This is a genomic window from Streptomyces sp. NPDC051578 (assembly GCF_044454045.1).
Lineage (GTDB): Bacteria > Actinomycetota > Actinomycetes > Streptomycetales > Streptomycetaceae > Streptomyces.
Genome location: NZ_JBITDH010000002.1, coordinates 520,242 through 541,614 on the forward strand (window position 1 = coordinate 520,242; position 21,373 = coordinate 541,614).

The 21,373-nt window shown below is 72.1% G+C and carries 18 protein-coding genes; 3 read left to right on the forward strand and 15 right to left on the reverse strand.

Annotated elements, in window-relative coordinates:
• Positions 1-14: 14 nt before the first annotated feature.
• The 12 genes from gap to ACIA6C_RS13470 all read right to left on the reverse strand — a co-directional run bounded on the left by gap (position 15) and on the right by ACIA6C_RS13470 (position 14,822).
• Positions 15-1,013, reverse strand: coding sequence for a type I glyceraldehyde-3-phosphate dehydrogenase (gene gap, locus ACIA6C_RS13415; RefSeq protein ID WP_366081051.1), 999 nt, complete (start codon positions 1,011-1,013; stop codon positions 15-17).
• Between the two features lie 172 nt (positions 1,014-1,185).
• Positions 1,186-2,142, reverse strand: coding sequence for a GlxA family transcriptional regulator (locus tag ACIA6C_RS13420; RefSeq protein ID WP_399275310.1), 957 nt, complete (start codon positions 2,140-2,142; stop codon positions 1,186-1,188).
• 21 nt (positions 2,143-2,163) lie between these two features.
• Positions 2,164-2,865: a respiratory nitrate reductase subunit gamma gene (gene narI / locus ACIA6C_RS13425; protein WP_399275312.1), complete on the reverse strand. Its 702-nt coding sequence runs from the start codon at positions 2,863-2,865 to the stop codon at positions 2,164-2,166.
• On the reverse strand, positions 2,865-3,488 hold the full coding sequence (gene narJ, locus ACIA6C_RS13430) for a nitrate reductase molybdenum cofactor assembly chaperone (protein WP_399275314.1): 624 nt from the start codon (positions 3,486-3,488) through the stop codon (positions 2,865-2,867). The genes narI and narJ overlap by 1 nt, the downstream gene beginning before the upstream one ends.
• The gene (gene narH, locus ACIA6C_RS13435; RefSeq protein ID WP_399275316.1) at positions 3,485-5,143 is read right to left on the reverse strand and encodes a nitrate reductase subunit beta; all 1,659 of its coding nucleotides are present in this window, start codon (positions 5,141-5,143) and stop codon (positions 3,485-3,487) included. Before narH ends, narJ begins: the two co-directional genes overlap by 4 nt.
• Complete coding sequence (locus ACIA6C_RS13440) at positions 5,143-8,820, reverse strand: nitrate reductase subunit alpha (protein ID WP_399275318.1); 3,678 nt, start codon at positions 8,818-8,820, stop codon at positions 5,143-5,145. Before ACIA6C_RS13440 ends, narH begins: the two co-directional genes overlap by 1 nt.
• Before the next feature lie 187 nt (positions 8,821-9,007).
• Positions 9,008-9,427, reverse strand: coding sequence for a subtilase-type protease inhibitor (locus ACIA6C_RS13445; protein WP_399275320.1), 420 nt, complete (start codon positions 9,425-9,427; stop codon positions 9,008-9,010).
• Between the two features lie 612 nt (positions 9,428-10,039).
• A complete protein-coding gene (locus tag ACIA6C_RS13450) occupies positions 10,040-11,029 on the reverse strand; it encodes a magnesium and cobalt transport protein CorA (RefSeq protein WP_399275322.1) in 990 nt (329 codons plus the stop codon).
• 90 nt (positions 11,030-11,119) lie between these two features.
• Positions 11,120-11,710 (reverse strand): TetR family transcriptional regulator, encoded by a 591-nt coding sequence (locus ACIA6C_RS13455; protein WP_399275324.1) that lies wholly within the window; start codon positions 11,708-11,710, stop codon positions 11,120-11,122.
• Positions 11,707-13,188 (reverse strand): MFS transporter, encoded by a 1,482-nt coding sequence (locus ACIA6C_RS13460; protein WP_399275326.1) that lies wholly within the window; start codon positions 13,186-13,188, stop codon positions 11,707-11,709. Before ACIA6C_RS13460 ends, ACIA6C_RS13455 begins: the two co-directional genes overlap by 4 nt.
• 163 nt (positions 13,189-13,351) lie before the next feature.
• Complete coding sequence (locus ACIA6C_RS13465; protein ID WP_399275328.1) at positions 13,352-14,035, reverse strand: maleylpyruvate isomerase N-terminal domain-containing protein; 684 nt, start codon at positions 14,033-14,035, stop codon at positions 13,352-13,354.
• A 52-nt stretch (positions 14,036-14,087) separates the two neighbouring features.
• Complete coding sequence (locus ACIA6C_RS13470) at positions 14,088-14,822, reverse strand: helix-turn-helix domain-containing protein (protein WP_399275330.1); 735 nt, start codon at positions 14,820-14,822, stop codon at positions 14,088-14,090.
• 222 nt (positions 14,823-15,044) lie between these two features.
• Here ACIA6C_RS13470 and ACIA6C_RS13475 point away from each other — a divergent pair, with 222 nt between their 5' ends.
• Genes ACIA6C_RS13475 through ACIA6C_RS13485 form a run of 3 tightly spaced genes read left to right on the forward strand, consistent with a single transcriptional unit; the run spans position 15,045 to position 17,502 of the window.
• Positions 15,045-15,707, forward strand: a complete 663-nt coding sequence (locus ACIA6C_RS13475) for a DUF4097 family beta strand repeat-containing protein (RefSeq protein WP_399275332.1) — start codon at positions 15,045-15,047, stop codon at positions 15,705-15,707.
• Positions 15,708-15,748: 41 nt separating this feature from the next.
• Positions 15,749-16,717 (forward strand): ATP-binding cassette domain-containing protein, encoded by a 969-nt coding sequence (locus ACIA6C_RS13480; RefSeq protein WP_399275334.1) that lies wholly within the window; start codon positions 15,749-15,751, stop codon positions 16,715-16,717.
• Positions 16,714-17,502, forward strand: coding sequence for an ABC transporter permease (locus tag ACIA6C_RS13485; protein WP_399275336.1), 789 nt, complete (start codon positions 16,714-16,716; stop codon positions 17,500-17,502). The genes ACIA6C_RS13480 and ACIA6C_RS13485 overlap by 4 nt, the downstream gene beginning before the upstream one ends.
• Positions 17,503-17,623: 121 nt before the next feature.
• Here the strand turns inward: ACIA6C_RS13485 and ACIA6C_RS13490 are convergent, their stop codons facing one another.
• The 3 genes from ACIA6C_RS13490 to ACIA6C_RS13500 all read right to left on the reverse strand — a co-directional run bounded on the left by ACIA6C_RS13490 (position 17,624) and on the right by ACIA6C_RS13500 (position 21,240).
• Positions 17,624-19,840 (reverse strand): SpoIIE family protein phosphatase, encoded by a 2,217-nt coding sequence (locus ACIA6C_RS13490; RefSeq protein WP_399275338.1) that lies wholly within the window; start codon positions 19,838-19,840, stop codon positions 17,624-17,626.
• Positions 19,837-20,238 (reverse strand): STAS domain-containing protein, encoded by a 402-nt coding sequence (locus tag ACIA6C_RS13495; protein ID WP_399275340.1) that lies wholly within the window; start codon positions 20,236-20,238, stop codon positions 19,837-19,839. The genes ACIA6C_RS13490 and ACIA6C_RS13495 overlap by 4 nt, the downstream gene beginning before the upstream one ends.
• Before the next feature lie 123 nt (positions 20,239-20,361).
• The gene (locus ACIA6C_RS13500) at positions 20,362-21,240 is read right to left on the reverse strand and encodes an oxaloacetate decarboxylase (protein ID WP_399275342.1); all 879 of its coding nucleotides are present in this window, start codon (positions 21,238-21,240) and stop codon (positions 20,362-20,364) included.
• Positions 21,241-21,373 lie beyond the last annotated feature (133 nt).

Genomic DNA, 21,373 nt, shown 5'->3' on the forward strand with positions numbered 1-21,373 from the left:
CCGCCGCGTCCGGTTCAGCCGGAGGCGAGGAGCGTGAGCGTGTCGATCACGCGGTTCGAGAAGCCCCACTCGTTGTCGTACCAGGCGACCACCTTGACGTGGCGGCCGTCGACGCGCGTGAGCTCCGAGTCGAAGATCGACGAGGCGGGGTTGCCCGTGATGTCGGACGACACGAGCGGGTCGTCCGAGTACTCCAGCACGCCTGCCAGCGGTCCCTGTGCCGCGGCGCGGTACGCCGCCAGCACCTCGTCCCGCGTCACGTCGCGGGCCACGGTGGTGTTGAGTTCGACGATCGAGCCCACCGGGACCGGCACGCGGATCGAGTCGCCCGACAGCTTGCCGTCCAGGTTCGGCAGCACGAGGCCGATCGCCTTGGCCGCGCCCGTCGTGGTCGGCACGATGTTGACGGCCGCGGCGCGGGCGCGGCGGGCGTCGCGGTGCGGACCGTCCTGCAGGTTCTGCTCCTGCGTGTAGGCGTGCACCGTCGTCATGAAGCCGTGCTCGATGCCGGCGAGCTCGTCCAGCACCGCGGCCAGCGGCGCGAGGGCGTTCGTCGTGCACGAGGCGTTCGAGACGATCGTGTGCGCCGCCGGGTCGTACGCGTCGTTGTTGACCCCGTACGCGAGCGTGACGTCGGCGCCGTCGGACGGAGCGCTGACCAGGACCTTCTTCGCACCCGCCTTGAGGTGGCCGCGGGCGGCCTCCGCCGAGGTGAAACGGCCGGTCGCCTCCAGCACGATGTCGACGCCCAGCTCGGCCCACGGCAGCTGCTCCGGTTCCCGCTCCGCGAGCACCGTGATGCGGCGGCCGTCCACCACCAGGACGTTCCCGTCGACGGTAACCGGGCGGCCGAGCCGGCCGGAGGTGGTGTCGTAGGCGAGCAGCCGCGCGAGGGTCGTCGGCTCCGTGAGGTCGTTGACGGCGACGACGTCGAGGTCGGTGTCGCGTTCGAGCAGTGCGCGCAGCACGTTGCGTCCGATGCGACCGAAACCGTTGATGGCGATACGAGTCATGAGCGGTGTCCCCTTCTCTGTTCGCCCCCAGGTTCGCCTCCGGGTGTCCGCCCCGGACAGAGGCGGGATTGCCACGGTTCAAAAGGATCGCGCCAAAAGGATCTCTCCGGGGGCTCCCGGGGGATCCGGCTACGGGCCCCCCAGCAGGGAAGATCCCTCGCGGGTCGGCCCGCTACCCGCCCCGGGTGAAGGTGCGCCGGTACTCGCTCGGGGTGGTGCCGAGGATGCGCTGGAAGTGCAACCGCAGGTTCGCCCCGGTACCCAGGCCCACATCCGCGGCGATCTGCTCCACGCTGCGCTGCGAGCGTTCGAGCAGCTCCCGTGCGACGTCGATCCGGGCGCGCATCACCCACTGCATCGGCGTGTACCCGGTGTCCTGGGCGAAGCGCCGCGAGAACGTACGGGGCGACACCGCCGCGTGCCCGGCGAGCGCCTCCAGGGTCAGGGGTTCCCCGAGCCGGTGCAGCGCCCACTCCCGCGTCGCCGCGAACCGCTCGCCGAGCGGCTCCGGCACGCTGCGCGGCACGTACTGCGCCTGGCCGCCACTGCGGTACGGGGCCGCGACCAGGCGCCGGGCCGCGTGGTTGGAGGCGGCCACACCGAGGTCGCGGCGCAGGATGTGCAGGCACAGGTCGATGCCCGAGGCCGCGCCGGCCGAGGTCAGCACGCTGCCCTCGTCGACGAACAGCACGTTCTCGTCGAGCCGGACCAGCGGATGCCTGGCCACGAGCGCCCGTGCGTAGTGCCAGTGGGTCGTGGCGCGCTTGCCGTCGAGCAGGCCGGTGGCGGCGAGTGCGAACGCGCCCGTCGAGATGGCGGCGAGCCGCGCACCCCGGTCGTGGGCGGCGATCAGCGCGTCGATCACCGCCCGCGGCGGGTCCTCGCGGTCCGGGAACCGGTAGCCGGGCACGAAGACGATGTCGGCCCACGCGAGGGCGTCGAGCCCGTGCGAGACGGAGTACGACAGGCCGTCCCCGCCGGTCACGAGGCCCGGTGCCGCGCCGCACACCCGCACCTCGTACGGCATGCTCGCCCGGGTCGTGAACACCTGCGCGGGAATGCCGACGTCGAGCGGTTTCGCCCCGTCCAGGACGAGGACGGCGACGCGGCGGAGGCGGGAGGCTGACACATGCAGAGGGTACGCGCAGCCTCAGCGGCGCGGGCCGCCGACTGCGGCGGCCCGGGAGCGGTACACCAGGTAGGGCCGGGTCAGGTACCCGACCGGCGCCGTGAAGGCGTGCACCAGGCGGCTGAACGGCCACAGCGCGAACAGGGCCATCGCCAGCAGCGCGTGCACCTGGTAGGCGAGCGGCGCCGCGGCCATCGCCGGCACGTCCGGGTCGAGGGTGAGCAGGGAACGGAACCACACGCTCACGCCGAGCCGGTAGTCGTACGGGTGGTCCTGGAGGGTGGTCGCGGTGGCGGTCAGCCCGGCGAGCAGCACCGTGGCCAGCACCGGGTACACGGCCCGGTCGCTGCGACTGGTGGCGGCGCGCACCGCCGGGGTGCGCAGCCGCCGCACCAGCAGGATCACCAGCCCGGCGAGCGTGGCCGTCCCGGCGGCGCCGCCGACGAGGACGGCGTTGGCGTGGTAGAGCGGCTCGCGGATGTGCAGGCGCTCGGTGAGGGACTCGGGGACCAGCAGGCCCATCACGTGTCCGCCGATCACGAACAGCAGCCCGTAGTGGAACAGCGGGCTCCCGATGCGTAGCAGCCGGTGCTCGTGCAGCTGGCTGGAGCGGGTGGTGAACCCGAAGCGGTCGTAGCGGTAGCGCCAGGCGGTCCCGGTGACCAGGAGGGCGGCGGCGAGATAGGGCAGGACACCCCACAGAGCGGTGTGCAGGTGGGCCATCAGAGGTCCTCCAGGGGCAGGGGTACCCGCGGCGGCACGGCGGGGAAGGGGAGCAGGCCGACGGACTCGGCGGGTGGCCCGCTGCGGGCCAGGCGCAGCGCTGCCGCCCGGTCGGCCGGGGAGGCGCCCGGCAGGGTGGCGCACACGGCCTCGACCACCGCGGCGTAGGGGCCGCCGTGGTCGGCGAGGGCCAGGCGCAGCAGTTCGAGGGCCGCGCGGTGCTCCTGGAGGGCGGCCCGGCCCGGTCGGGGACAGCGGGCCGCGAACTCCAGGGCGAGGGGCAGGAAGTCGGGCAGTTCGGCGTCCGGCGGCTGCCAGCCGTGGTCCTGGTAGAGCCGGCGCCAGCGCAGCAGGGCCGCGCCGCGCCGGCGGGTGTCGCCGTCGGTGTAGTACGTCAGGTGGAGGGTGCGGCGGTGGCTGCGGTCGAAGGTGGCGACGTAACGCGCCGACAGCTCCAGCGGGGGCGTGCCGGCGACGGCCGCGCAGAAGCCGCGCAGCAGCCCGGCCGGAGCGCCCGGCAGGCCGTCGAGACAGTCCGACACCAGCCGCAGCCGGTCCGGCCAGTCCTCGTCGGGGTGCGACAGGAGCAGGGAGGCGGCCTGGTGGACCGCCGTGACGGTCACGGCTGCTCCCCCCGGCGGGGGAACAGCCCGGCGGGGCGGCCCTCGCCGTTCCAGTTCAGCAGGTTGACCCGGCCGCGCAGGGACCCCTTGCCGTCGCCCCCCTCCGCCTCGCCCGGGCCCCCGCCCACCGTCGCCGGTTCGGCGAGCGGCGCGTGGAAGGCCTCCGGGTCGTACATGCCGACCCCGCCGGCGCCGTCGAGACTGCACGCGGAAGTGAGGCCTTTCGGGTCCGGGTCGCCGGCGGTGTAGCCGGTGGGGATCACGTAGCGGTCCTCGTACTTGGCGATCGCCAGCAGCCGGTACATCGCCTCGATGCCGTCCGCGTCCAGGCCGACGGCCCGCGCGATCGCCGGGTCCTGTCGTTCGCCCAGGTTGATGCGGCGCATGTGCGAGCGCATCGCGGCCAGCCGGCACAGGGCTGCCTCGACCGGGGCGGGGTCCCCCGCCGTGAACAGCCCGGCGAGGTAGTCGAGCGGGATGCGCAGCGCGTCGATCGCCGCGAACAGCTTGGCCGGGTCCTCCCCGTCGTGTCCGGAGGCGGTGAGGGAATCGACGACGGGGGAAAGCGGCGGGACGTACCAGACCATGGGCAGGGTGCGGTACTCCGGGTGCAGGGGCAGCGCCACCCGGTAGGTGCTGATCAGCGCGTACACCGGTGAGCGGCGGGCCGCGGTGATCCAGTCGTGCGGGATGCCGGCGTCCTCGGCGGCCTGCTGCACGGCGGGGTCGTGGGGATCCAGGAAGCAGTCGAGCTGCGCCTCGTACAGGTCCTGCTCGTTCTCCACGGCGGCGGCCGCGCCGACCTTGTCCGCGTCGTAGAGCACCACCCCGAGGTAGCGCAGCCGCCCGACACAGGTCTCGGAGCAGACGGTGGGCTGCCCGGCCTCGATGCGCGGGTAGCAGAAGGTGCACTTCTCGGCCTTGCCGGTCTGGTGGTTGAAGTACACCTTCTTGTACGGGCATCCGCTCACGCACATCCGCCAGCCGCGGCAGCGGTCCTGGTCGACGAGGACGATGCCGTCCTCGATGCGCTTGTAGAGGGCGCCGGAGGGGCACACGGCCACGCACGCGGGGTTCAGGCAGTGCTCGCAGATCCGCGGCAGGTAGAACATGAAGGCCTGCTCGTACTCCATGCGGACCTGCTCGTTCATGCCGCGCAGCACCACGTCGCCGGCCGTGTGCGCGGGCCCGCCGCCGAGGTCGTCGTCCCAGTTGGGCCCCCAGGTGACGGAGGTGGGACGGCCGTCCACGAGGGAGCGGGGCGGGGCGGTGGGCAGGTCGTCGCCGAGCGGCGCCGTGGTGAGGTTCTCGTAGTCGTAGGTCCAGGGCTCGTAGTAGTCGGACAGTGCGGGCAGGTGCGGGTTGGCGAAGAGCCGCGCCAGGCGCCGGGCCCGGCCCCCGCTGCGCGGTACGAGACGGCCGCGGGCGAGCTTCCAGCCGCCCTGCCAGACGTCCTGGTCCTCGTAGCCGCGGGGGTAGCCCTGCCCGGGTCGGGTCTCCACGTTGTTGAACCAGGCGTACTCGGTGCCGCTGCGGTTGGTCCAGGTCTGCTTGCAGGTGACCGAGCAGGTGTGGCAGCCGATGCACTTGTCGAGGTTCATCACCATCGCCACGTGTGCCATCACCCGTCCGATGGTCTTCTCACGGCGGGGCATCAGTAGGTGACCTCCTGGGAGCGGCGGCGGATGACGGTGACCGCGTCGCGCTGGTTGCCGGTGGGGCCGTAGTAGTTGGGGCCGAAGCAGAGCTGCGCGTGCCCGCCGATCAGGTGGGTGGGTTTGATCAGGAGCCGGGTCAGGGCGTTGTGCACGCCGCCGCGGCGGCCCGTGGTCTCGGAGACGGGCACGTTCACCAGGCGTTCTTGGACGTGGTACATGAACACGGTGCCGGCCGGCATGCGGTGGGAGACGACTGCGCGGGCGACGACCACGCCGTTGGCGTTGACCGCTTCGATCCAGTCGTTGTCGGCCGCGCCGATCGCGGCCGCGTCGGCGGGGCTGAGCCAGATCGTCGGGCCGCCGCGCGCCAGGGTCTGCATCAGCAGGTTCTCCTGGTACTCGGAGTGGATGGACCACTTGGAGTGCGGGGTCAGGTAGCGGACCGTGACCGCCACCGCGGTCTCCTTGCCGTCGGCGGCGGGCCGGGGCTGCGCGTCCAGTGCGGACAGGTCCAAGGGGGGCCGGTAGAGCGGAAGTTGCTCGCCGAACTCGGCGATCCACTCGTGGTCGAGGAAGAAGTGCTGGCGGCCGGTGAGGGTGTGCCAGGGCTTGCGGTGCTCGGTGTTGATGGTGAAGGGGGAGTACCGCCTGTCAGGCGCCTCCTTGCCCGACCCTTCGAAGCTCGCGCCGACCTGCACCGGACGGGCCTGGGTGTCGGAGAAGACGATGCGCCGTTCGGCGACGGCGGCGGCGAGCTCCTCCAGTTCGGTGGCGGGCCCGCACCGTTCGGCCAGCTGCCGGAAGCCCTCCGCGGCGATCCGGCCGTTGGTGGTGCCCGACAGTGCGAGGATCGCCTCGCACAGCTTCACGTCGGTGTCGAGCAGCGGCCGCCCGTGGGCGGCCCCGGTACGGGCGGTGCCGCAGCGCTCCGCGAGCCAGCGGGTCTCCGCGCCGGTGTGCACGGTCACCCCGCGGACCTGCATGCCGTGCTCGTCCGACATCGGCCCGAACGCGGCGAGCTGCTCGGCGAGGGCGCCGTAGTCGCGCCGTACCAGCGTGTACTGGGGGGCGGTCGGGCCCTCGGGCGGCGCCTCCGCCGGGGTGTCGTGCTGGAGGGCGGTGGCCACCAGGTCCCAGGAGTCCTCCAGCCGGCCGCGGGAGAGCCGGGAGACCTCGGCGGCCAGGCCGTGGAAGATCTCGAAGTCGGTACGGGCCTGCCAGGGCGGGTCGATGGCCGGGGAGAAGGCGTGCACATAGGGGTGCATGTCCGTGCTGGACAGGTCGTGCTTCTCGTACCAGGTCGCCGCGGGCAGGACAAGGTCGGCGTACAAGGTGGTGGAGGTCATCCGGAAGTCGAGGGCGAGCAGCAGGTCGAGCTTTCCGCGTGGCGCCGTCTCCTGCCAGGTCACCTCGGCGGGCCGGTCGTCGGGCGCGGTCTCGGCGGCGGCGGCCCCGTCGTCGGCGCCCAGCAGGTGCCGCAGGAAGAACTCGTTGCCCTTGGCGGAGGAGCCGATCAGGTTGGCCCGCCACGCCGTCAGTACGCGCGGCCAGTTGGCCGGGTCGTCGGGATCCTCGCAGGCGAAGCCGAGCCGCCCGGCGTCCTGTTGGTCGCGGACCCAGTCCTGGGGGGCCATCCCGGTCTCGTGGACCCGCCGGCCCAGGTCGAGGGGGTTCTCGCGGAAGGTGGGGTACGAGGGCATCCAGCCGCGGCGGACGGACTCGGCCACCAGGTCGGCGGTGTGGCGCCCGGCGAACAGCCCGTGTCCCGACTCGGCGGCGAGGTCGCCCGCCGGGGCGCGGTCGTAGCGCCACTGGTCGGTGTGCAGGTACCAGTACGGGGTGCCCGCCATCTGCCGCGAGGGGCGCACCCAGTCCGAGGCGGTGGCCAGTTGCTGCCAGCCCGCGTACGGTCGGACCTTCTCCTGGCCCACGTAGTGCGCCCAGCCTCCGCCGTTGACGCCCTGGCAGCCCGTCAGCAGGAGCAAGGAGAGGAAGGAGCGGTAGATGGTGTCGGAGTGGAACCAGTGGTTCGTGCCGGCGCCCATCACGATCATGCAACGGCCGCGGGTCTGCTCGGCGGTACGGGCGAACTCCCTCGCCAGGCGCACCACGGCTCCGGCCGGGACCGAGGTGATCTCCTCCTGCCAGGCCGGGGTGCAGGGCGTCGAGGCGTCCTCGTACGAGGCGGGCCAGGATCCGCCGAGCCCGGGGCGGCCCACCCCGTACTGGGCCAGCAGCAGGTCGAAGACCGTGGTGACCAGGCGGCCGCCGACGCGGGTCACGGGCACGGCGCGTTCCACGCTCGCGCTGCCCTCGTCGAAGCGGGGCAGGGTGACGGACACGCTCGGGCCGCCCCCGTCCCCGTACAGGCTCAGCCGCGGTTCGATGCCGCCCAGGTCGAGGTTCCAGCGGCCTTCGCCGCCCTTGGACCAGCGGTCGCCCAGCGTGCCGTTCGGTACCACCGGCTGCCCGCTGGCCTCGTCGAGGAGCACGGGCATCCAGCGCCGGGCCGCCTCGTCCGGGCCGGTCTCCAGCCCCAGGTCGGCGGCGGTCACGAAACGGCCCGGAACGTGCCGCTGCGGCCCGCGCTCCTCCAGTTCGATCAGGAAGGGCAGGTCGGTGAAGCGGCGCACGTAGTCGGTGAAGTAGGGCACCTGCCGTTCGGTGAAGCACTCCTTGAGGATGACGTGCCCCATCGCCATGGCCAGGGCGCCGTCGGTGCCGGGGTGCGGGTGCAGCCATTCGTCGGCGAACTTGGTGGCGTCCGCGTAGTCGGGGGAGACCACGACGACCTTCTGCCCGCGGTAGCGGGCCTCCGCCATCCAGTGCGCGTCCGGGGTACGGGTGACGGGGACGTTCGAGCCCCACAGCATCAGGTACGCCGCGTCCCACCAGTCGCCCGACTCGGGTACGTCCGTCTGGTCGCCGAAGACCTGCGGCGAGGCGATGGGGAGGTCGGCGTACCAGTCGTAGAAGCTCAACATCGGCGCGCCGAGCAGCGCGTGGAAGCGGGCGCCGACGGCGTGCGAGGCCATCGACATCGCCGGGATGGGGGAGAAGCCCGCGATCCGGTCCGGGCCGTGCGCCCGCAGGGTGTGCACGTGCGCGGCGGCCGCGATCTCCAGCGCCTCCTGCCAGCCGATGCGGACCAGGCCGCCCTTGCCGCGGGCGCTCTGGTAGCGGCGGCGCTTGTCCGGCTCGGAGGTGATCTCCGCCCAGGCGGCCACCGGATCCCCGCCCAGGCGCTGTTTGGCCTCGCGGAACATCTCGACGAGCACGCCGCGGGCGTGCGGGTAGCGCACCCGGGTCGGCGAGTACGTGTACCAGGAGAAGGAGGCGCCGCGCGGGCAGCCGCGGGGCTCGTACTCGGGGCGGTCGGGGCCGGTGGTGGGATAGTCCGTCGCCTGGGTCTCCCAGGTGATCAGCCCGTCCTTGACATACACCTGCCAGGAGCAGGAACCGGTGCAGTTCACCCCGTGCGTGGAGCGCACCACCTTGTCGTGGGCCCAGCGCTCGCGATACGGCGCGTCGTTGACGGTCTGGTCCGTACGCAGCAGGGCGCGCCCATCGGCGGTGGCGTCGGCCCTGCGCAGCAGCCGACCCGCCTTGAGCAGTTGCTCCGAGGCGGCGTCGGCCGCCCGTTCCGCCGTGGCCCGGGCCTTGCTGCGCTTCACGTCGTTCGCCCCTTCGGGATGCGGACAGAGCCGGTCCGAAGGCTTCGGACCGGCACAGACCGGATGTGACACAGCCAGACTGCACCCGGCGGCGCGAGGGGCGGACGCGCCTTGTCCGCATTTGAATGTATCGAGAAGCTACCTTTGGGCGTTCTTGACACGCACCGTAACGGGCGATTACGGATCGTCAGAAGGCGAAGACGGCGTTCCCGTTGAAGGTCGCGGACATCGCGCACGCGTTGGGGAAGGTGTGCTTCCAGGAGATGCGGCTGCCCTGCCAGACCCCGTCCGCCGTGACGGTGACCGGGTCGTAGTGCATCGGGCAGACGCGGTGCGTGTCGGGGGCGGCCAGCAGCGTGTCGAGGCTGCCGGCGGTGGCGGCGAGCGCGGTACAGGCGGCCTTGGGGTCGGGGTGCGTGCCCTGGGCGGTCGGGGCGCAGCTGAGCGTGGAGGCCCGTACGACGGTCACCCCGTTCTCACCCTGGCCGACGGTGAGGACCACTGCGGAGGGGGCGTACAGGCTGGCGGGCTTGGCCTGCGCGATGCCGGTGGCGCCGGCCAGGGTCAGCAGGGCGGCGGCGGAGACGGCGGCGATGCGGTGGCGCACGACGTGACTCTCTTTCAATTCGAAGGTCAGGCGCAGGTGTTAGCTGCGTTCTGTCGACTGGACGCTGCCGATTCTGTCGGGTGTGAAGGGTGCGCGCACATCGATGACCGATTTACAGACATCACGTTCGATTATCGGTGACCGAACGGTCGTTCAGGCAGCTCAGGGGCGGTGTGTGCCCTGGGTGAGCGTGCTAGAACGCAGGGTGACACGCCGTCCGGCGCCCCGTACGCGGCCCTTTGACCTGCCGTTGGCCGCGCGCGGTTCATCGGACGTCCACTCAGGCTGACCGGATAGCGTCGGTGTCACCGGTCCCGCACCGAGTGACCGGCGGACGGGTCACCGTCCGACTGTGTTCATCAGGATGATTGCCAGGAGGTCGGCGAGGATGACGGCCACGACGCCGACGATCACGGCCCAGGCCCGCTGCGACTGGTCCAGGTTCATGCGTCGCCTCCCGGCCGCGAGGTGCCGCCCGGGCCTCCCGGGCGCCGCACACCCGCTTTCCGCCAGAATGACCCGGTTCGGCGTGCCGCACACCTCGGCAGGGAACCCGGCCGCATTTGCCATACCCGTCGCCGGGCGGCCCCGGCGGCTCGGCCGGGCTATGGCTTAGAGCCAGCCGTTGCGGCGGAAGGCGCGGTAGAGGAGCCCCGAGGCCAGCGCCATGAGTCCGAGGGCGAGCGGATAGCCGTAGCTCCAGCCGAGTTCGGGCATGTGCTGGAAGTTCATCCCGTAGACCCCGGCGACCATCGTGGGGACGGCGAAGATGGCCGCCCAGGCCGAGATGCGGCGCATGTCGTCGTTCTGCCAGGTGCCCACCCGCGCCTGTTGCGCGTCCAGCACCGAGTTCAGCAGCTCGTCCAGGGACCGGACCTCGGTGTCGGCGCGGCTCAGATGATCCGCGACGTCGCGGAAGTACGGCAGCACCTTCGGCGGATGATCCGGGCCGTCCTGTCCGGGGCCGGCCGGGAGCCCGTGCAGTACGGGGACGAGGGGCTGCACCGCGTCACGGAACTCCCGCACCTCCCGTTTCAGGGAGTAGATCGCCTCGGTGTGGTCGACGCGGGAGGTGGAGAAGACGCGGTCCTCCAGCTCGGTGAGGGCTGCCCGCACCTTGTCCGCGCTGTCGCTGTAGGCGTCCACGACCACGTCGAGCACGGCGTGCAGGACGGACAGCGGGCCGAAGCGCAGCATGCCCGGGTCCGCTTCGAGCCGCCGGGCGGCCTCGGCGGCCGGGTCGACCGGCCCGTGGCGCACGGTCAGCACGTACCGTGGGCCGACGAAGACCATCAGCTGCCCCGTCTCCACCGCCCTGTCCGCTTCGACGTACCAGAGTGTCTTGAGGGCGACGGCCAGCACGTCGCCGAAACGCTCGCGCTTCGGGCGCTGCCTTCCTTGGACCGCGTCCTCCACCGCGAGGGGATGCAGGCCCAACTCCCCGGCCAGCCCGACCAGTTCCTCCTCGGCCGGATCGACCAGGCGCACCCAGCCGAACTCGCCCTCACCCAGCCCGCGCAGCCGCTTCAGCACCAGCCGGCAGGCCTCGTCCTCCAGGCCGCACTCCACGCTCTCCGACCGGCCCAACCGTTCCTCGTACATCACGCATTCCATCCCACGCGCATGCTTCGACGCGCCGATTTCATGCGCCGATTTCATGCGCCGGGACCGGCTGTGGGTACCGCCCCCTGGTCAGGAGCCGTCGATGAGCCGCTGGAGACCGGGCGCGTAGAGGTCCGCCAGCCGTTCGGCGGTGGCGTGGGCGCCGGCGCCGTCCGGCCGGTGCAGGCTCAAGGTGGCGCCCAGGCCCAGCAGCTGCCCCGCGATGAGCTCGGCCCGCAGCTGGGCGTCGGGGCCGGTCAGGGCCGCGGCCAGCCGGTCGGTGACCTGCTCGCGGAACCGCGCGCGGAGCAGGGTGCGCTCGTCCTCGATGCCGAGGGAGAACACCACCCGCAGGAGCGGGTCCCCCCGCAACCGCGCGCGCAGCTCGACCATGGTCAGGACCAGGTGCCGACCCAGCACGGACGGCGGGGCGGAGAAGAGTTCGTCGGCGGCCGCCCCGAAGTCGACGACCGTGTTGAACAGGGCTTCCTTGCTGCCGAACCGCTTCACGATCAGCGACGGGCTCACTCCGGCGGCGGCGGCGATACCGCGCATGGTGACCTCGGCGTAGGGCCGCAGCGTGAACGCCCGCCGCGCGGCCCGCACGATGGCCTCGCGTCCGGTCTCGGCGCCCGCCTCCGCACCGGCGGGGGCGGCGACAGGTCCGTCGGTGCTGGTCATGCGCTCTCCTGGGCGGCGGTCACGGACGCTGACACCGTGACCGTACCGCCCTTGGCGGCGCGCCCGCGCGGCGCACCGCGTCCGGGCCGGTCCGACGGCAGGCACAGCGTGGCGCAGAGCGCCGCGAGCGCCGCTCCGCCGGCGATCAGGAAGATCAGGAGGTAGGCGTGCAGGGTCGGGGCGGTGTGTCCGCCCGCCACGAACGTCACATGGGCCAGCACGGCGGCGACGACCGCGCTGCAGCAGGCCTGTCCGACGGAACGCATCAGCGTGTTCAGTCCGTTGGCCGCCGCCGTCTCGCTCACCGGCACGGCCCGCATGACCAGCGCGGGAAGCGCCGAGTACGCGATCGCGGTGCCGGAGGCGACCACGGTGGCCCCGGCCACGATCAGCCAGAGGCTGTGACTGGTGAAGAAGCGGACCACGTAGCCGACGGCCATGACGACGGCGGCGAGCGCGAGCGCGGTCCGGGGTCCGTAGGCGGCGGAGATCCGCGCCGAGACGGGGGAGAGGGCGACCATGGCCACGCCGCCGGGCAGCAGGCACAGTCCGCTCACCACGATGGAGGCGCCGAGCCCGTATCCCGTGCTCGTGGGCTCCTGCACCATCTGGCCGGTGACCAGGGAGTTGGCGTAGAAGGCGAAGCCGATCAGCAGGGCCGCGACGTTGGTGAGCAGGACGGCGGGCCGGGCAGAGACCCGCAGGTCCACCATGGGGGAGGGCACGCGCAGTTCGAACCGTGCCCAGAGCAGGCCCACGGCCACCGAGGCCCCCAGCAGGCCCAGCGTGCGCGGGGAGGACCAGCCCCAGTCGGCGCCCTGGGTGATGGCGAGCAGCAGCCCGACGAGGAAACCGCTGAGCCCCAGGGTCCCCAGCACGTCGAAGCGTCCTCGGGAGCGCACCGCGGACTCCGGGACGATCCACAGCACCAGGAGCAGGTCGAGCACGCCGAGGGCGGCCGACGCCCAGAACATGGTGTGCCAGTCGAAGTTCTCCATGACCACCGCGGCCACCGGCAGACCTATCGCCGCACCGATGCCGAGCGTCGAGCTCATGAGGGCGATCGAGGACAGTACGCGGTCCGCGGGGAGCTCGTCGCGGATGATGCTGATGCCGAGGGGGATCACCGCGAGGGCCGCGCCCTGGAGGGCCCGCCCGGTGATCAGCACGCCGATGTCGGAGCTGACCGCGCAGAGTACGGAGCCGACGGTCAGCACGCCCAGCGAGGCGAGCAGCACGCGCCGCTTCCCGTACATGTCACCAACGCGGCCGAGCACCGGCGTGAAGACCGCGCCGGTGAGCAGGGTGATGGTGACCAGCCAGCCCGCGGCCCCGGGGCTCGCCCCCGTCAGGCGGGGGACGTGCGGCAGCAGCGGGACCACGAGGGTCTGCATGACGGCGACGACCACGCCGCAGAAGGCGAGTACGGGTACGACGGCCCGGGGGCGCGGGCCGGCTTCGGGTATCGCGGGGTCCATGCTGCTCCAGACCGGGACGAGAACGGACACAGCCGGGTGCACAACTGTTCACCCCCAGGGTAAACGATTGTGCACCCCCTGCGCCGCCCCGTCGGCCACGGGTCATGCGAACCCCCACCGGCCACCGCCCGCCAGCCGCCGGTGACCGCTCACCGCCCACCGGTCACGCGAACAGCGGGAAGCGGCCGGCGTCCGCACCGAGGCGGGCCCTGTCGGCATCGGACAGCGGCGCGCGCCCGGTCGCCGCGCGCGCGTACTGCGCGTCGTCCCACGCCACCGGCACCGGCCGGCCGAGAAGCCCGTCCAGTGTCCGGCGCACCTCGCCGAGCCCTTCGGCCGAGGGGCCCGGTGCGTCGGCGAGGGACGCGACGAGGTCGAGGTGGTGGACGGTCGCCTCGACGGCCAGCGTGCGGATCAGATCGCCGGCGAGCAGGACGTGGCCCTGAGTGGCGACCGGCTGGTCGGCCGCGGCGCCGGCCGCGGCGTTCACCATGGCGGCCGCGGTGTCCGAATACAGCTCGCACAGCTGGTCGACGCGCAGGAACATGCTGGCGACGACCCGGTTGAACCTCCGGCCGTTGGCCGCGCCCACGGGTTCCGGACGCCAGTCCTCCCAGTACGTCACCGCGTCACGGTCCGGCGGCCTTTCGACGGGCGTGTGCAGCGCGACCAGGCCGCGCTGGGCGTCGGACACGCAGTGGAAGACGAGGTCGCGGACCGACCAGCCGACACAGCCGGTCGGCAGCCATGACCGCTCGTCCGTGATGGTCTTGACGACGGCGTCGAACGCGCCGTAGGCCGCCCGCAACACAACGGCGGGCGGCGGTACTTCCCTCTCGTACGGCATGCCCGCGAGGGTAGGACGGACGTCCCGCGCGGACAACGGACAACACGGTCGGTCAAGCGCCGTCGGAGGACGCTTCGGCCTTCGAGTAGAGCACGTCGCGGGCCTGCTCCGCGGCGCGCGCGAGGCTTTCGGCGACGAAGTCGAGGAACCGGGCGACGTTCTCCAGGCGGACGGCGGCCGGGGTGCCGGGGCCGAGGATGCCGACGCCCTGCCGCGAGATCTCGACCTGCTGGGTGAGGGCGCGGACGCTGGCCTCCATCGAGTGGTACCAGAGGTTCTCGTCGATCACGTAGCGCTCCCGGCGCCGCTCGTCGCGTTCCCGGCGGACGAGGGCCTGGCCCTCCAGGAAGGCGATCGACTTGGAGATGGACGCCGGGCTGACCTGGAGGCGCTGGACGAGTTCGGCGGCGGTCATGCTGCCGGAATCGGTGGTGAGGAGGCAGACCATCACCCGAGCCATCATCTTGTTGGACAGACCCGACTGCATCATGACGGCGGTGAACTGCTCCTCGTACGCGGCCAGGGCCTCGGGGTCGCGTCCGTGCGGCAGGGCGGCCTGCTCGGCTCCGCGGGGCGGGGCGGACTTCCGCCGGTGGGCGCGGCGCTCGGTGGCGCGGTGGGCCAGGTCGGGGCGGTAGGCGGTGGGGCCGCCGTTGCGCATCACCTCGCGCGTGACCGTCGAGGTCGGGCGGTCGAGACGTCTGGCGATCTCGGCGTAGGCGAGGCCGTCGGCCAGCCCCAGCCCGATCTGCTGGCGTTCCTGCTGGGTGAGCCTGCCTCCCGGCATCGGGATCTCCTTCGTTCGGTTCGGGCGTCGCCAGCATAGCGTTCAGCTTCAATCATTGCAACGCACCGCAGCTCCATGTTGCATTTACCTTGAGATCCGTTGCAACGAAATCCCGGCACTCACCTGCAATAACAGCGATTTAACGCAACGAACACATTGAAGCTTCGATAAATGCAACGTAGCTTTTCCTTCATCGGAAACAGTGAGCCGCAGGAGAGAACGATGCAGAAGTACGACACCCCCGCCGCCATCACCGCCGTCCTCGACGTCCCCGCCGGGCGGGTGCAGATCATCGCCGCCGACCGCACCGACACCGCCGTCGAGGTCCGGCCCCGGAACGCCTCGAAGAGCCGCGACGTGAAGGCGGCGCAGGACACCGCGGTCGAGTACGCCGACGGGGTCCTGCGCATCGCGGTCCCGGTGAAGAACCAGTACTTCGGCCCCTCCGGAGCCATCGAGGTGACCGTCCAGCTGCCCGCCGGTTCCCGTGTCGAGGGCAAGGCGGCCGGCACCGAGTTCCGGGCCGTCGGCCGCCTCGGCGACATCGCCTTCGAGGGCGCGTACCACCAGATCAAGATCGATGAGGCCGCGAGCCTGCGTCTCACCGCGATCGACGGCGACGTCGAGGTCGGCCGGCTGGGCGGACCCGCGGAGATCAGCACCGCGAGGGGCGACATCCGGATCGCCGAAGCCGTACGCGGCAAGGTCGTGCTCAGCACCCACCAGGGCGACATCACCGTCACCGCCGCCACCGGCGTCCCGGCCTCCCTGGACGCCGGCACCTCCTACGGCCGCATCAGCAACCACCTCAGGAACGACGGCGCCGCCGAACTCGACATCCGGGCGACCACCTCCCAGGGCGACATCACCGCCCGCAGCCTCTGACCCGCGACCCCCGACCGCAGCTTCAAGAAGGAGCACTCCCCATGACCGGCTTGGCCATCGCGGCGAACGGGCTGCGCAAGTCCTACGGCGACAAGACCGTCCTCGACGGCATCGACCTGGCAGTCCCGGAAGGAACGGTCTTCTCCCTGCTCGGTCCCAACGGCGCAGGCAAGACCACCGCCGTCAAGATCCTCTCCACCCTGATCTCGGCCGGCCCAGGATCCGGCGAGATCCGCGTCGCCGGCCACGACCTCGCCACCGACGCGCAGTCCATCCGCGCCGCGATCGGCGTCACCGGACAGTTCTCCGCCGTCGACGGCCTGATCACGGGCGAGGAGAACATGCTCCTCATGGCCGCCCTCCACCACCTCTCCAAGACCGAGGGGCGACGCGTCGCCGCCGAACTCCTCGAACGCTTCGACCTCACCGAGGCGGCGAAGAAACCCGCCTCCACCTACTCCGGCGGCATGAAGCGCCGCCTCGACATCGCCATGACCCTGGTCGGCGACCCACGGATCATCTTCCTCGACGAGCCCACCACCGGCCTCGACCCGCGCAGCCGGCACACCATGTGGCAGATCATCCGCGAACTCGTCACCACCGGGGTCACCGTCTTCCTCACCACGCAGTACCTGGAGGAGGCCGACCAGCTCGCCGACCGCATCGCCGTGCTCAACGACGGCAGGATCGCCGCCGAGGGCACCGCCGAACAGCTCAAGCGGCTGATCCCCGGAGGCCACGTCCGGCTCCGCTTCTCCGACCCCTCCGCCTACCAGAGCGCCGCCTCCGCCCTGCGCGAGGCCTCCCGGGACGACGAAGCCCTCGCCCTGCAGATCCCGAGTGACGGCAGCCAGCGCGAGCTGCGCTCCATCCTCGACTGGCTGGACTCGGCCGGCATCGAGGCCGACGAACTGACCGTGCACACCCCCGACCTCGACGACGTCTTCTTCGCCCTGACCGGCTCCACCGTCCCCGCGCAGAACAACCAGCCCAAGGAGAACGTCCGATGAGCTCCCTCTCCCTCGCCGCGCGCGACTCCGCCACGATGCTGCGCCGCAACCTCCTGCACGCGCGCCGCTACCCCAGCCTCACCCTCAACCTGCTGCTCACGCCGGTCATGCTGCTGCTGCTCTTCGTCTACATCTTCGGCGACACGATGAGCGCGGGCATCGGCGGCGGCGCGGACCGCTCCGCCTACATCGCCTACGTCGTCCCCGGCATCCTGCTGATGACCATCGGCAGCACCGTCATCGGCGCCGCGGTGTCCGTCGCCACCGACATGTCCGAGGGCATCATCGCCCGCTTCCGCACCATGGCGATCCACCGCGGCTCCGTACTCGTCGGGCACGTCGTCGGCAGCGTCCTGCAGTCGGTCGCCAGCGTCGTCCTCGTCGGCGCCGTCGCCGTGGCCATCGGCTTCCGGTCCACGGACGCGACCGCCCTGGAGTGGCTGGCGGCGATCGGGCTGCTCGCCCTCTTCGCCCTGGCGCTCACCTGGATCGCGGTCGGGATGGGCATGGCCAGCCCGAACGCCGAGGCGGCCAGCAACAGCGCGATGCCGCTGATCCTGCTGCCCCTCATCTCCAGCGCGTTCACCCCGATCGACGCGATGCCGGGCTGGTTCCAGCCGATCGCCCAGTACCAGCCCTTCACTCCCGCCATCGAAACCCTGCGCGGCCTGCTGCTCGGCACCGAGATCGGCTACAACGGGTGGCTCGCGGTCGCCTGGTCCGTCGGTCTGGCGGCGCTCGGCTACCGCTGGTCGACCTCGAAGTTCAACGACGACCCGAAGTAACCCCGTGACAGGAGGGTTCACCTTCCCGGCCCGTCCCGCCCGAGGCGGCGTACCCGGTACCCCGTCGGTACGCCGCCCCGTCGGCGTTCGGGACCCCCCGTCGACCCGGGAGGCGGCCGGGTCAGGTGGCGGTCAGGACGAGGACGGCCTGGTCGTCGTCGATGTCGTGGCCCCCGGTGAAGGCCTGCACGGCCCGGGTGAGGGCGTCGATGACGCCCTGCGCGGCGGGGCGGTGCGATGCGCCGGTCAGGGCGGCCGCGAGGCGATGCTCGCCGAACTGCTCGCCGGAGCCGTCGCGGGCCTCGGTGATGCCGTCCGTGTAGAGCAGCAGGCTTTCCCCCGGGCGCAGGCACAGGCGGTGGACGGTCACGGCCGGGTCCGCGGTGATCCCGAGGAGCGCGCCGGGCGCCTCCACGGTGTGCGTGTTTCCGTCGGGGGCGAGGACGAGGGGGTGGGTGTGTCCGGCGCGGACCAGGCCGACGTCCAGCCCGTCCGGGGTGGGCGTGAGCTGACCGTAGACGAGGGTGACGAAACCGGTCCCGTGGCCCTCCGGCCGGTTCAGCAGGGCCCGGTTGACGGCCTCGACGACGGTGTCCGGGCCGGGCAGCAGGGGGGCGACGGCCCGGGCGGTGTGGCGCACCAGGGCGGTGGTCGTGGCGGCGATGGCGCCGCGCCCGCAGACGTCGCCGAGCATGAACGCCCAGCTGCCGTCGTCCAAGGGGAAGACGTCGTAGAAGTCGCCCCCTATGTCCAGGCCCTCACCGGCGGGGTGGTAGTAGGTGGCGACGTCCGCGCCGGGTACGTCCGGCAGCTCGGGCAGGAGCAGTCCGGCTTGCAGGTCGCGGGCGAGAGTGACGCGGTGGGTGTACTGGCGGGCGTTGCGGGCGGCCAGCGCGGCGCGCCGGGCGAGTTCCTCGGCCAGGGCGACGGTGTGGCCGTCGAAGGGGTGCTCGTCCGTGGACAGCAGCGTCAACGTGCCGAACGCGCTGTCCCGGTCCATGAGGGGAATGCACACGTAACCGGTGACGCCCAGGTCCCGCCAGGGTCCGGGCCCGGTGGGCGTGCGGCGCGCGACCTCCCGCATACCGGAGGCCAGGACGCGGGCGACGGTGTGGTCGGCGGCGTCGTGTACGGGAACGTGTGAGGCCAGCAGATCCCGCTGAGCCGGTGTGGGCGCGGCGACGGCGATACGGTGCAACCGGCCGCCCTCGACGACATCGACCGCGCACAGGGGCGCCAACTGCGGGGTGCAGAACGCGGCCAGGCGCTGGAGGGTCTGGGTGGCGTCCAGGTCGCTGGTCAGGGCGGTACTGGCCTTCAGGAGGAAGGAGAGGTCGGCGCGGGCCGCCTTCTCCCGGGCCTCGGCGGCCCGGCGCGCCTGTTCGGCCTGCTGGCGTTCGACGGCCAGGGCCACCGTGTCGGCGAAGACACGGGCCAGGGCGAGGTCGGCCTCCTGCGGCGCGCGGGGAGTGCGGTGGTACATGGCGAAGGTGCCCAGCAGCGAGCCGTCGCGGGCGAGTATCGGCGTGGACCAGCAGGCGGCGAGTCCCGCCTTCTCGGCCAGGTCCCGGAAGTCCTCCCAGAAGGCGTCCGTGGCGATGTCGGTGACGACCACAGGCCGGCGGCGGTGCGCGGCCGTGCCGCAGGAGCCGACGCCTTCCCCGGTGGCGATGCCGTCGATGGCCTCGTTGTAGAAGTCGGGCAGGCTGGGCGCCGCGCCGTGCCGCAGGTGCTTGCCGTCGGCGTCGGCCAGCAGGACGGAGACCAGCACCTCCTCGGGCGACAGGTCCTCGATGACGCGGGCCATGCCGTCGAGGACCTCGGGCAGGGGCGCTTGGCGGGCGATCTGCTCCAGCAGGGCGCGGTGTTCGGCCGTCAGCCGTTGGGCGTGCTTGACCTGGGTGGTCTCCACCCCGATCACCCGTACGCCCATGGTGTTGCCGCCGGCGTCCAGGCGGGGCTCGTAGGTGAAGTCGAAGAACGCCTCCCGTGCGCCCGCTCCCTCACCCAGCACCACCCGGGCATCCCGGCCGATGTAGGGCTTGCCGGTGCGGTAGACCTGGTCGAGGAGGGCGAGGAAGCCCTGGCCGACGAGTTCGGGCAGCAACTGCCCGAGGGGCACGCCGGTGCGGGTGCGCTCGCCGCCGCCGATCGCGGTGAAGAACGCCGCGTTCGCCGCCTCCAGCATGTGCGCCGGCCCGGCGAGGGAGGCGAACACGGCCGTCGACTGCCCGAACAGGGCCCGCAGGTCGTCCTCCGACCGGCCCTGGCCGTTCGCCCGCACCCCTGACGACGCCTCGGCGGACCGCACCGCTTTCTCCCCCGGTACACGCGTCATGTGCCCTGCCCCTCACTCGGCCGTACCGGAACGTCAGCCCCCGCAGCAACGATGTCACGGCCGCCCGTGCCCGCGAGCAGGGCCTCGGACACGTCCGCGTGGACGGAGAAGACCTGGTCCAGTCCCGTCAGCGAGAAGAGGCGGGCCACCGAATCCGGCACGCTCGCCAGCCGCAGCACCCGGCCCTGTCCGGAGAGCTGCTGGAAGAACCGCACCAGGGCGCCGACACCGGACGAGTCACAGAACCGAAGGTCGGAGCAGTCCGCCACGACAGGGACCGCTCCCTTCCCCCTGTTCAGCTCCTCCTCGCCCGCCTCGTGCAGTTGCACCACGCTTTCGAAGTCGAGCTCGCCGCGCAGCGCGAACACCACGCCCCGCGCGTCCTGCCTGACGACCACCGAGAACACCCTCAGCTTCCTCCGTGTGAAGCGCGTCCGCCGAACCCCCCCATGGTAGAGACCGCCCCCCGCCGGCCGGTCGCGCAGGGCGCCGCCGGCGGGCGTACTCGTGCCGCGCGCAGGTCACACGCCGACGTCCGTGCTGTCGCGCGCCGCCGGTACGGCGTGGTGGCGGGTGATGTTCCCCGCCAGCAGTCTGGTGGACTCCGCGACGCCGATCGCCCCGCCGTCCTCGGCGCCGGGCAGGCGCCCGTCGGCCAGGCGGAGTTCGGTGAGCGCGGTGTCCATCGCCCGGTGCGCGGCGAACAGGCAGGGAGTGCTGTAGATCGCGACGTCGACGCCCAGTTCGTCCAGCTCGCCGAGCGACAGCCGCGGGGACTTGCCGCCTGCGATCTGGTTGAACATCAGCGGCTTGCCGCCGACGACACCGCGGATCCGCTCGATCCACTCGGCGCTGCGGACGCCGTCGACCAGGACGACGTCGGCGTCGGTGGCGGCCAGGGCCCGCGCCCGCTCGATGATGTCGGCTTCCTCCGTGGCGTCGGTGCGGGCGACGACCACGAGGTCCTTGCGCGTGCCGAGGACCATTTCGAGCTTCTCCAGGTACTCGGCCAGCGGCAGCACCTGCTTGCCGTCGGCGTGCCCGCACCGCCGGGGCCGTTTCTGGTCCTCCAGGATGACGCCGGAGGCTCCGGTCCGCTCAAGGCCTTCGACGACGTGGCACGCCACTTCCGGATCCACGTAACCGTCGTCGATGTCGACGAGGAGGTGGTGGCGGGGGAAGGCGCCGCGCAGCCGCTGGACGAAAGCCATCATGTCGGGCCAAGCGATGAATCCGATGTCGGGCAGCCCGTAGTAGGAGGCTGCGAAACCGAACCCGGACACGAACATCCCGTCGTAGTGCCCGGCCGTCACCGACGCCGAGTACATGTCGTACACGCCGATCAGGGGTGTGGTGCCGGGCCGGGCGATCTGCTCCCGCAAGGCGTTGCCGTAACTCATGGTCAGCTTCCTCCTGAAAGGCGAGGCGTCGAAGGCCTGGGCGGCGACCCGCCGCGCTTTACCCAAAACTGATCATTACGTGACCATCTCTCGAAGATGGCCCCCGCGGCGGTCCGCTCACGCCAACGGCGTA

Coding starts and splice junctions, on each gene's coding strand:
- gap (WP_366081051.1), bottom strand. CDS start 1,013: ATGACTCGTATCGCCATCAACGGTTTCGGTCGCATCGGACGCAACGTG.
- narI (WP_399275312.1), bottom strand. CDS start 2,865: ATGGCCCACCTGCACACCGCTCTGTGGGGTGTCCTGCCCTATCTCGCC.
- narH (WP_399275316.1), bottom strand. CDS start 5,143: ATGCCCCGCCGTGAGAAGACCATCGGACGGGTGATGGCACACGTGGCG.
- ACIA6C_RS13450 (WP_399275322.1), bottom strand. CDS start 11,029: ATGTACGAGGAACGGTTGGGCCGGTCGGAGAGCGTGGAGTGCGGCCTG.
- ACIA6C_RS13455 (WP_399275324.1), bottom strand. CDS start 11,710: ATGACCAGCACCGACGGACCTGTCGCCGCCCCCGCCGGTGCGGAGGCG.
- ACIA6C_RS13460 (WP_399275326.1), bottom strand. CDS start 13,188: ATGGACCCCGCGATACCCGAAGCCGGCCCGCGCCCCCGGGCCGTCGTA.
- ACIA6C_RS13465 (WP_399275328.1), bottom strand. CDS start 14,035: ATGCCGTACGAGAGGGAAGTACCGCCGCCCGCCGTTGTGTTGCGGGCG.
- ACIA6C_RS13470 (WP_399275330.1), bottom strand. CDS start 14,822: ATGCCGGGAGGCAGGCTCACCCAGCAGGAACGCCAGCAGATCGGGCTG.
- ACIA6C_RS13475 (WP_399275332.1), top strand. CDS start 15,045: ATGCAGAAGTACGACACCCCCGCCGCCATCACCGCCGTCCTCGACGTC.
- ACIA6C_RS13480 (WP_399275334.1), top strand. CDS start 15,749: ATGACCGGCTTGGCCATCGCGGCGAACGGGCTGCGCAAGTCCTACGGC.
- ACIA6C_RS13485 (WP_399275336.1), top strand. CDS start 16,714: ATGAGCTCCCTCTCCCTCGCCGCGCGCGACTCCGCCACGATGCTGCGC.
- ACIA6C_RS13490 (WP_399275338.1), bottom strand. CDS start 19,840: ATGACGCGTGTACCGGGGGAGAAAGCGGTGCGGTCCGCCGAGGCGTCG.
- ACIA6C_RS13500 (WP_399275342.1), bottom strand. CDS start 21,240: ATGAGTTACGGCAACGCCTTGCGGGAGCAGATCGCCCGGCCCGGCACC.